We start from the raw sequence: 9,966 nt of genomic DNA, 5'->3' as shown, positions 1-9,966 counted from the left end.
GGTTGGTCGGGCCGGTGCCGGGCGGCTGGGCGTGCGCCTTGACCTCCAGCAGGCCGACCGAGGCAGCGCCACTTTGCAGCAGCACCCGCAGCCGGGTGGTGCTGACCTGGTTCCCGGAGGTGACCAACCATGCCCTCTTCCGCCCTGTCCCGCCGCGCGCTGTTGCAGACCGGGGCCGCCGTCGCGGTCGGCACCGCCGTCGCCGGAACGCTGCCGGCCGCGCCGGCCGCCGCCGCCCGGACCGACATCGGCGTATCCGCGTACCCGTTTCCGCTCTCCGCGGTCACCCTGCTCGCCGGCCCGTTCCAGGCGAACGCCGGCCGCACCCAGGCGTACCTGACCTTCCTCGACCCGGACCGACTGCTGCACACCTTCCGGCTCAACTACGGGCTCTCCTCGTCGGCGACCCCCTGCGGCGGCTGGGAGTCGCCCAGCACCGAACTGCGCGGCCACTCCACCGGACACCTGCTGACCGCGCTGGCCCAGGCGTACGCGAACACCGGGCAGGCGGCGTTCCGGACCAGCGGCGACTACCTGGTGGCGCAGCTGGCGATCTGCCAGAACCGGGCCACCGCCGCCGGGTACAACGCCGGCTACCTGTCGGCGTACCCGGAGGGCTTCATCGACCGGGTGGAGGCCCGGCAGCAGGTCTGGGCGCCGTACTACACGCTGCACAAGATCATGGCGGGCCTGCTCGACATGCACCTGCTGGCCGGCAACGCACAGGCGCTCGACGTGCTGACCCGGATGGCGTCCTGGGTCAAGTTCCGCAACGACCGGCTGAGCCAGACCCAGCGGCAGAACATGCTGGACACCGAGTTCGGCGGGATGAACGAGGTGCTGACCAACCTCTACCAGCTCACCGGGAACCCGGACCACCTGAGCACGGCCCGCTACTTCGACCACGCGGAGATCTTCGACCCGCTGGCCGCGAACACCGACGCGCTGAACAACTACCACGCCAACACCCAGATCCCGAAGATCCTCGGCGCGATCCGCGAATACCACGCCACCGGCATCACCCGGTACCGCGACATCGCAGTCAACTTCTGGGACATCGTGGTCGGCCGGCACACGTACGTGATCGGCGGCAACTCCAACGGGGAGTACTTCAAGGCGCCGAACCGGATCGCCAGCGAGCTGTCGGACAGCACCTGCGAGTGCTGCAACACGTACAACATGCTGAAGCTGACCCGGCAGCTCTTCTGCACCGACCCGGCCCGGCTGGACTACCTCGACTACTACGAGCGGGCGCTCTGGAACCACCTGATCGGGGCGCAGAACCCGAACTCGTCGCACGGCTTCCACTGCTACTACGTGCCGCTGCGGGCCGGTGGGACCAAGACCTACAGCAACGACTACAGCAACTTCACCTGCTGCCACGGCACCGGCATGGAGACGCACACCAAGCTCGCCGACAGCGTCTACTTCCACAACGGCGAGATCCTCTACGTCAACCTCTTCACCGCCTCCCGGCTGGTCTGGCCGGGGCGGGGGATCACGGTGCAGCAGGAGACCAACTTCCCGGAGTCGTCCACGAGCCGGCTCACCGTGACCGGCTCCGGCCGGATCGACCTGCGGATCCGGATCCCCGGCTGGGCCGGCGGGGCGCAGGTGCGGGTCAACGGTGCGGTGCAGCCCGGGGTGCCCGCCGGCAACTTCGCCCGGATCGACCGGAGCTGGGCCTCCGGCGACGTGGTCGAGATCAGCCTGCCGATGGCGCTGACCCGGGAGGCGACCCCGGACAACAGCACCGTGCAGGCGGTCAGGCACGGGCCGATCGTGCTCGCCGGGGCGTACGGCACGACGAACCTCTCCGCGCTGCCCACCCTGGACCCGGCCAGTCTGCGCCCGACCTCGAACCCGTTGCGGTACACCGGGACCGCCAGCACCGGCACGGTCACGCTGCTGCCGTTCTACCAGATGCACGGCCAGCGCTACACGGTCTACTGGACGGTGACCGGCACCCCGCCGGCACCGTTCGTCGCGCACTACCGGTTCGACGAGACCGCCGGCACCGCCGCCGCCGACGCCACCGGCAACGGCCGGACCGGCACCCTGACCGGCGGCGCCGGCTGGACCACCGGCCGGACCGGCAACGCGGTCAGCCTGAACGGCACGAGCGGGCACGTCAGCCTGCCGGCCGGGCTGCTCGCCGGAGCCACCGCCTTCACCGTCGCGACCTGGGTACGCCGGACCGCCGCCGCGACCTGGGCCCGGGTCTTCGACTTCGGCACCGGGACCGGGACGTACCTCTTCCTCACCCCGCAGAGCAGCGCCGGCACGGTCCGGTTCGCCGTCACCACCGGCGGCGCCGGAGCCGAGCAGCAGCTCAACGGCCCGGCCGCGCTGCCGGTCGACACCTGGACGCACGTCGCGGTCACCCAGACCGGCAACACCGGCGTGCTTTACGTGGGCGGCGTCGAGGTGGCCCGGAACACCGCGCTGACGGTACGCCCGTCCGCGCTCGGTTCGACCACCAACAACTGGATCGGCCGGTCGCAGTACGCCGGCGACCCCTACCTGGCCGGGGCGGTGGACGGCTTCCGGGTCTACGCCCGGGCGCTGAGCGCGGCCGAGGTCGCCGAGCTGCACTCGACCGGCCAGTGACCCCCCGCCCGTCCCGCCTGACCACCACCCCCACACCGAACAGGAGAGCAGACAGTGCGCAGCAGACGATGGTTCCGGGTCGCGGCCGGCGGGGTCGCCGGGTTGCTGGTCGGGGCCGGCCTGGCGATCCCGGCCGGTCCCGCCTCGGCGGCGAACCCGATCATCACCAGCATCTACACCGCCGACCCGGCGCCGCTGGTCGTCGGCAACACCATGTACATCTACGCCGGCCGGGACGAGGCGCCGGTCGGGGACAACAACTTCCGGATGCGGGAGTGGCACGTCCTCTCCTCGACCGACGCCAACACCTGGACCCAGCACGGTGCCCGGGCCTCGATCGCCACCTTCGGATGGGCCGGCGCGGACGCCTGGGCCAGCGAGGTCGAGCCGCGCAACGGCCGCTACTACTGGTACACCTCGGTCAACGGCCGGGGCGCCGGCTGGATGGACATCGGGGTCGCGGTCGCCGACAGCCCGCTCGGCCCGTTCACCGACGCCAAGGGCGGGCCGCTGATCAGCGACAGCACCCCGAACTCCTCCGGGCTGAACATCGACCCGACGGTCTTCGTCGACGACGACGGGCAGGCGTACATCTACTGGGGTGGCTACTGGGGTGCCCGGGCGGCCCGGCTGAAGTCGAACATGATCGAGCTGGACGGGCCGGTGGTCACGCCGCAGGGCCTGACCAACTTCTGGGAGGCCCCGTGGATGTTCAAGCGCAACGGCCTCTACTACCTGATGTACGCCGCCAACGACACCAACGGCTGCGTCACCTCGTCCAGCTACGCCTGCCAGCGGTACGCCACCGCGACCAACCCGATGGGGCCGTGGACGCACCGGGGCATCGTGCTCGGTCAGGTCTCCTCGACCACCAACCACGCCGGCGTGGTGGAGTTCAACGGCCAGTGGTACATCGTCTACCACACCGCCGACGCGCCCGGCGGGGGCAACTTCCGCCGCTCGGTAGCGGTGGACCGGCTCTACTTCAACGCCGACGGCACCATGCAGCGGGTGGTGCAGACCGGGCCCGGTCCCGGCCCCGGTCCGGGCGGGCCGCCGGCCGGCACCAACCTGGCCACCTCGGCGACCGTCACCACCTCGTACGTCTCGGCCTGGGAGAGCCTGGCGGCGCTGAACAACGGCGGCGTACCGGCGAACTCGGCCGACCGGAGCAACCTGGCGTACGGCAACTGGCCGCAGCAGGGCACCCAGTGGGTCGAGTACACCTGGCCGTCGGCCCGCACGCTGAACCGGATCGCCACGTACTGGTTCGACGACGACCAGGGCATCGACCTACCCGCCTCCTGCCAGGTGCAGTACTGGACCGGTAGCGGGTACGCGAACGTGCCCGGCCAGTCGAGCTGCGGGGTGGCCGGCAACACCTACAACGTCACCACCTTCGACTCCGTCACCACCACCCGGCTGCGGTTGAACATCACCTCCCGGTCCGGCTTCTCCACCGGCCTGCTGGAGTGGCTCGCCTACCAGCCCTGACCCCGGCCCGTCGCGGGACAGACCCCCTCCGCCCCGCGGCGGGCCGGTCCATCCCCCCACCACCGACCCCCTTTGGAGGTGACCCGATGCGGTTCGCACCGGGAAGCAAGCGGAGATCCTGGGCCGCCGGACTGGCGGTCGTGCTGGCCACCGGCGCCCTGGTGGCGCCGGGCGCGCCGGCCACGGCCGCGCAGACCATCGGCTTTCCCACGTTCTCCGGACCGGCCGTCCCGGCCCCGCCGGTCGGCTACCGCACCGGCAACACCATGCAGGCGATCTACGACGCCGAGAGCGGCGGCACCGACTTCTGGCTGGACCGGCTGCTGGCCCGGCCCGGCAACGACCCGGCCGGCACCTGGCTGATGACCAGGGGCCGGGGCATGTTCATGTACACCCACAACCCGTCGGTGATCGGCTTCGGCGGCAACGCCGCCTACTGGGACAACATCAGCAGCCAGCCCGCGTACACGGTCGTGGTCAGCCCGGGCACCTTCACCGAGCAGGTCTCCAGCCGGTGGCAGTCGCCGAGCCACTGGCGGGGCGTCTACACCAGCGGGTCGGTCCGGGTCGAGGTGTCGAAGTTCATCACCGCGCAGAACGTCGCGGTGACCAACCTGACGGTGCGGAACACCGGCTCCGGCTCGACCACCGTGCAGCTGCGGGCCACCTCGCCGTACGCCACCTCGGGCAGCGGCAGCGAGCTGACCGGGACCAGGGCGGTGAAGAACAACCTGAGCACGCTCTATCCGCGGCTGTCCGGGGACGGGTTCACGGTCAGCTCCGGCGGGCTGAACCGGTCGGTGACGCTCGCCGCCGGGCAGTCGGTGAGCACGAAGGTGCAGCTCGGGTTCGTCGCCAACGAAATACCGGAGTCGTTGACCGAGTACACCGCCTACCGGGGCTACACCCCGGCGACGGCGTTCGCCACCCACGTGCGGGCGTACAACCGGTGGTGGGCGGAGAACATCCCCTACATCGACGTGCCGGACGCGGCGATCAAGAAGAACATCTACTACCGCTGGTGGTTGATGCGCTTCAACTATCTCGACGTGGACATCCCGGGCCAGGACTTCCAGTTCCCGACCTCTGTGGAGGGGGCGCTCGGCTACAACAACGCGATCGTGCTCACCCAGCCGATGCACATCGACGACCTGAAGTACCTGCGCAACCCGATCTACTCGTACGGGCCGTGGACCTCGATCGGCCAGGTCTCCCGCAACGGCCGGTTCACCGACAATCCGGGTGACCCGGAGAACTGGTCGAACTCCTACACCCAGTACGTCTCCGAGGCGGCCTGGCGCAGCTACCAGATCCACGGCGGCCAGCCGGCGATCGTGGCGAACCTGGCCCGCTACGCCGAGCAGGACGTCAAGGGGCAGCTCGCCACCTACGACACCAACAACAACGGTGTGATCGAGTACGACTGGGGCGCGATGACCGGCAACGACGCCGACGCGGTGTCGTTCCACTGGCGTTCCGGCAACCTGGACCGGGCCGAGGGCGCGTACGTCTGGAGCAACGCCATGGCGGCGGTGCAGGCGTACACCCTGCTGGGCAACACGGCCAAGGCGAACGAGATGCAGGCGATCGCCGACCGGATCCGCACCGGCATCGTCAACGTGCTGTGGAACCCGTCCCGGCAACTACTGGAGCACAAGCACGTCTCGACGAACACGCACGTGCCGTGGAAGGAGATCAACAACTACTACCCGTACTCGGTCGGGCTGATGCCGAACACCGACCAGTACCGGCAGGCGCTGCGGCTCTTCGACGATCCGGCCGAGTACCCGATCTTCCCGTTCTTCACCGCCAACCAGCGGGACAAGGCCGCGGCGGCGGCCGCCGGGCAGCCGGGCAGCAACAACTTCTCCACCATCAACTCGACCGTGCAGTTCCGGCTCTACTCCTCGGTGCTGCGCAACTACCCCAACCAGTGGATGACGGCCGAGAACTACAAGCAGCTGCTCTACTGGAACGCCTGGGCGCAGTACATCGGCGGCAACACCCAGTGGCCGGACGCGAACGAGTTCTGGGCGGACTGGAACCCGTCGGGCCGGACCATCAACTACCGGTCCTGGATCCACCACAACATCCTCGGCAGCAGCAACTGGACGGTGATCGAGGACGTCGCCGGGCTCCGGCCACGCACCGACAACACCATCGAACTCTCCCCGATCGACATCAACTGGTCGCACTTCGCCGTGAACAACCTGCGGTACCGCAACATGGACCTCAGCGTGGTCTGGGACGACCCGGCCGACGGGGTGACCCGGTACTCCGGCGTCCCGCAGGGCTACTCGGTCTATCTGAACGGCACCAGGGCGTTCACCGTGGACCGGCTGACCCGGGTGCTGTTCAACCCGGCGACCGGCGCGGTCACCCTGCCGGCCGGCGGCACGACCAACTTCAGCACCGCCGTGCCCGGGCTGCAACTGCCGCAGCAGGTGGTGCAGAACAGCGCCCGGATGGTGGACATCTTCGCCAAGGCCGGCGCCGACCTCAGCTCGACCACGCCGAACCTGGCCCAGGGGGCGACGGCGACCGCCTCGTACACCGCCGCCGGCACCTCCACCGGGGCGGCGATCGACGGCTTCCCGATCAACGAACCGATCTGGGGCGCCTACGGGACGCCGAACGGCACCGACTCGTACGAGCTGAACCTCGGCCAGGCCCGAGCGGTCGACGAGGTGCGGCTCTGGTTCCGCAACGACCGGGCGACGAACCGGTACCGGCCACCGGCCTCGTACAACGTGCAGTACCACAACGGCAGCGCCTGGGTGAACGCCGCCGCCCAGGCGAAGACCCCGGGCACGCCGCAGTCCAACTACAACCGGGTCAGCTTCACCCCGGTCAGCACCTCCCGGCTGCGGGTGCAGTTCACCCACGCCGCCGGATCGGCCAGGACCGGGCTGACCGAGATCAAGGTCTACCACCGGGGCGGCACCGACCCGGATCCGGACCCCGAGCCGGGTGGCAACGTGGCGGGGGCGGCGACGCCGTCCGCGTCGTACACCTCGCCCTGGGAGTCGGTGGCCGCGCTGAACGACGGGATCGACCCGCCGAGCTCCAACGACACCGTCAACCCGCGCTGGGGCACCTGGCCGAACACCGGCGCCCAGTGGGCGGAGTTGACTTGGCCGACCAGCCGCACCCTGAACGCCGCCGAGATCTACTTCTTCGACGACAACGGCGGGGTACGCCTGCCGGCCTCCTGGAAGCTCCAGTACTGGACCGGCAGCGCGTACGCCGACGTGCCGGGTGCCAGCGGCTACCCGATCGCGGTCGACCGATACAACCGGGTGACCTTTCCCGACCTCGACACCACCCGGTTGCGGGTGGCGCTGACCAGTGGCCAGGGCTCGGTGGGGCTGTTGGAGGTGAAAGCCTTCAGCCCCTGACCCCGGCACCGACGAACCGACCCCGCACAGGGGCGCCCGGACCGCCCACCACCCGGGGGCGGTCCGGGCGACCCGGGGCGGGGTCGGCGGCCATGACCTGCTGTCCCTCACGGTCAGGCCTCTACGCTACGGGGAACCGCATGTCACCATTGCCGCCGGACGAAGGAGGCACGGATGACCGAACCGGAGGCGGGCCCGGCCGCTGAGCCGGACGCCCACGAGGGCGGAGCGGCCTGTGGCGAGCACGTCCGGGCCTGCACGGTTCGTGAGGTTCTGGACCGGGTGGGCGGAAAGTGGAGCATCGGGATCATCATCGAGGCGAGCCGGGGACCGGTCCGCTTCACCGAACTGGAACGCTCGGTCGAGGGGATCAGCCGACGGATGCTCGCCCTCACCCTGCGCAACCTCGAACGCGACGGGCTGCTGATCCGGACCACCTATCCCACCGTTCCACCCCGGGTCGAGTACGTCGCCACCGAGATGGCCCGGGAACTCTACGACTCCCTGCTCGTGCTGACCGGCTGGGCGGAACGGCACCGGCGGGCGATCGCCGCCGCCCGGGAGGCGTACGACCGCCGCAACGCCGGCACACACTGAGTCAGGTGCCCCTCTTGTTGCTTCCTCCACAAGAGGGGCCCTTCCTGGCACCGCAGGCGGGTCAGCGCTCGCTCGGGTCGATCCGGGCGCGTACCTCGGCGTGCTCGGCCAGCAGGTGCAGCAGGTTGGAGCCGTCGATCAGCTCCAGCGGCTTGCCGGAGGCGAACTCGAACGAGTCGGGGCCGTAGCCGCTGGTCGTCACGAGGATGCCCTTGGTCGCCCCCTCGCCGAGCACGGTGCCGAAGAGGCCCCGCACCGCCGAGACGTCCATGGTGCCCGGAGGGCGCCGGGCCTGGATCACCACCTTGCCGCCGAAGATCGGGCGGGGGTCGAACGCCACGCAGTCGACCCCGCCGTCCGGCGCCGTCCGGGTCGTCCGGGTCTCCAGGCCGAGCTTGCCGAAGAGGTTCCGGATCAGGTCCTCGAACTCGGTCGGGCTCAACCTGAGCAGGTTGGGTCGGTGGTCCAGATCGGCCAGTACGTCCACCTCGTCGACGAAGCGCTTGTCGACGACGTCGAACTCGAGCACCGGGCGCACCGGCACCAGCTCCTCCGGCCGGGCGGAGAGGGTGGCCCGCAGGTGTCGCAGGCAGGCCGTCGGGTCGACCTTGGCCAGATTGATCGCGGTGAAGGCGTCCCGGCTGGTCCGCAGGGTCACCAGGCAGGGCCGGACCGCCTGCCCCGTGCCCGGGTGGGTGGTCTCGACGATGCCGTTGAAGACGATCGTCTCCACCAGGCGGGTACGGTCGGCCTCGAAGAGCTCGTGCACCGTACGCAGCGCCACCTGGATGATGATGTTCGTGTACCGCTGCCGGATCTCGTCCGCCGGGCGGGCCACCGTCTGCACCTCGTCGTCGGCCTTGACGTAGCGGTACTCCCGAACCTTCGGCACCACCGCGACGGTCGGCAGCAGGTACTCCACGACGATCAGCCGGGAGTCCGGGACGTAGGCGAGGCGGTAGCGCTGCGGAAAGTCCTCCGGGTAGACCGAGTTGCCGAGCACCAGCCCGAAGTACTTCACCACGGCGTTCGGTTCGGCGGCGGCCAGCGCGGCGCCGAACCTGTCGATCCCGGCGTTGTGGTCGGCGACCTGGGCGTCGAGTTGCCGGCAGTGCTGGTCGTACTTCCGTCGGGCCTGGGCGAGCCGCTGCTGCCGGGCCGTCTCACCGGCCGCGTGCTTGGCCTTGGCCTTCTCGAACGCCTGCTCCGCCTCGGTCAGCAACTGTTGGTAGCGGGTTTCGCCGCCGAACATCTTGCCGAGCGCGTTCGGCGGGGGCGGCGCGAACCGTCGCCAGTCCGGCGCCCGCAGCGGCATGCCGAGCTCGCCCGGTGTGAACTCCGGATAGCTGGCCCGCTTCTTCAGGCGTTCGAGGTCGATGTGGTCGTCGATGGCGAGGGTCGTCTGGAGCAGGTTGTCCAGCTCGTCCAGCTGGGACTGGAGGTTTGCGTTGGCGGCCTTGACCCGGGCCGTCCGGGCCTCCAGGTAGAGCCGTCGGCGTTCCCGCTCGTCCGCCTCCGCCGCCCGTTCGGCGGCCCGCCGGGCGTGCTCGGCCTCCCAGAGCATCTGCTGGTGCTGTTGGTACGGGGTGGTCGACGCTCTTTGCTGCGCGTGCACCTGTTGTGCGTGCGCCCGCTGCATCTGCCCCATGATGCCCATGTACGTCCCCGATCACCGTCCAGCACCGTTCACCGTCGGTGACCGGTGGCGTCCCATCCCCCGCGCTGCCGTCCCCTCTTCCGGCCCGCCGTCGACCGTCATCGCTTCGATGCACATTTTGGTCCCGGTCCGACGGGTCCGTCCAGCGGGGACCCCAGGGTAACGTGCGGGGCGAACCGCCGATCGGGGCCGAAAACACCCCTGGTGGCG

5 protein-coding genes are annotated in these 9,966 nt (G+C 70.1%); 4 read left to right on the top strand and 1 reads right to left on the bottom strand.

The genetic code is table 11. The annotated features are described in order from the left end of the window. Window positions 1–129: 129 nt before the first annotated feature. From ABNF97_RS25140 to ABNF97_RS25125, 4 genes are all read left to right on the top strand, one after another. Entirely contained in the window at window positions 130–2,610 is a 2,481-nt protein-coding gene (locus tag ABNF97_RS25140) for a glycoside hydrolase family 127 protein (RefSeq protein ID WP_349340021.1), read from the top strand. A 54-nt stretch (window positions 2,611–2,664) separates the two neighbouring features. Further along, window positions 2,665–4,104 carry a glycoside hydrolase family 43 protein gene (locus ABNF97_RS25135; RefSeq protein WP_349340020.1) on the top strand — a complete coding sequence of 480 codons (1,440 nt, stop codon included), beginning with the start codon at window positions 2,665–2,667 and terminating at the stop codon, window positions 4,102–4,104. Window positions 4,105–4,190: 86 nt separating this feature from the next. Then, window positions 4,191–7,502, top strand: a complete 3,312-nt coding sequence (locus ABNF97_RS25130) for an MGH1-like glycoside hydrolase domain-containing protein (protein WP_349340019.1) — start codon at window positions 4,191–4,193, stop codon at window positions 7,500–7,502. Window positions 7,503–7,676: 174 nt separating this feature from the next. Continuing rightward, window positions 7,677–8,099, top strand: a complete 423-nt coding sequence (locus ABNF97_RS25125) for a winged helix-turn-helix transcriptional regulator (protein WP_130463245.1) — start codon at window positions 7,677–7,679, stop codon at window positions 8,097–8,099. Between the two features lie 61 nt (window positions 8,100–8,160). On the opposite strand, the gene ABNF97_RS25120 is transcribed toward ABNF97_RS25125, so the two are convergent. Then, window positions 8,161–9,738 (bottom strand): restriction endonuclease, encoded by a 1,578-nt coding sequence (locus ABNF97_RS25120; protein WP_130463244.1) that lies wholly within the window; start codon window positions 9,736–9,738, stop codon window positions 8,161–8,163. Between the last annotated feature and the right edge of the window lie 228 nt (window positions 9,739–9,966).

This window comes from Plantactinospora sp. B6F1 (assembly GCF_040120695.1).
Lineage (GTDB): Bacteria > Actinomycetota > Actinomycetes > Mycobacteriales > Micromonosporaceae > Plantactinospora.
Note: the sequence above shows the minus strand (reverse complement) of the source record. Positions and strands in the feature narration are given on the sequence as shown.

Excerpts from the sequence above, each read along its gene's own strand:
- ABNF97_RS25140 (WP_349340021.1), top strand. The coding sequence starts at position 130 with ATGCCCTCTTCCGCCCTGTCCCGCCGCGCGCTGTTGCAGACCGGGGCC.
- ABNF97_RS25130 (WP_349340019.1), top strand. The coding sequence starts at position 4,191 with ATGCGGTTCGCACCGGGAAGCAAGCGGAGATCCTGGGCCGCCGGACTG.
- ABNF97_RS25125 (WP_130463245.1), top strand. The coding sequence starts at position 7,677 with ATGACCGAACCGGAGGCGGGCCCGGCCGCTGAGCCGGACGCCCACGAG.
- ABNF97_RS25120 (WP_130463244.1), bottom strand. The coding sequence starts at position 9,738 with ATGCAGCGGGCGCACGCACAACAGGTGCACGCGCAGCAAAGAGCGTCG.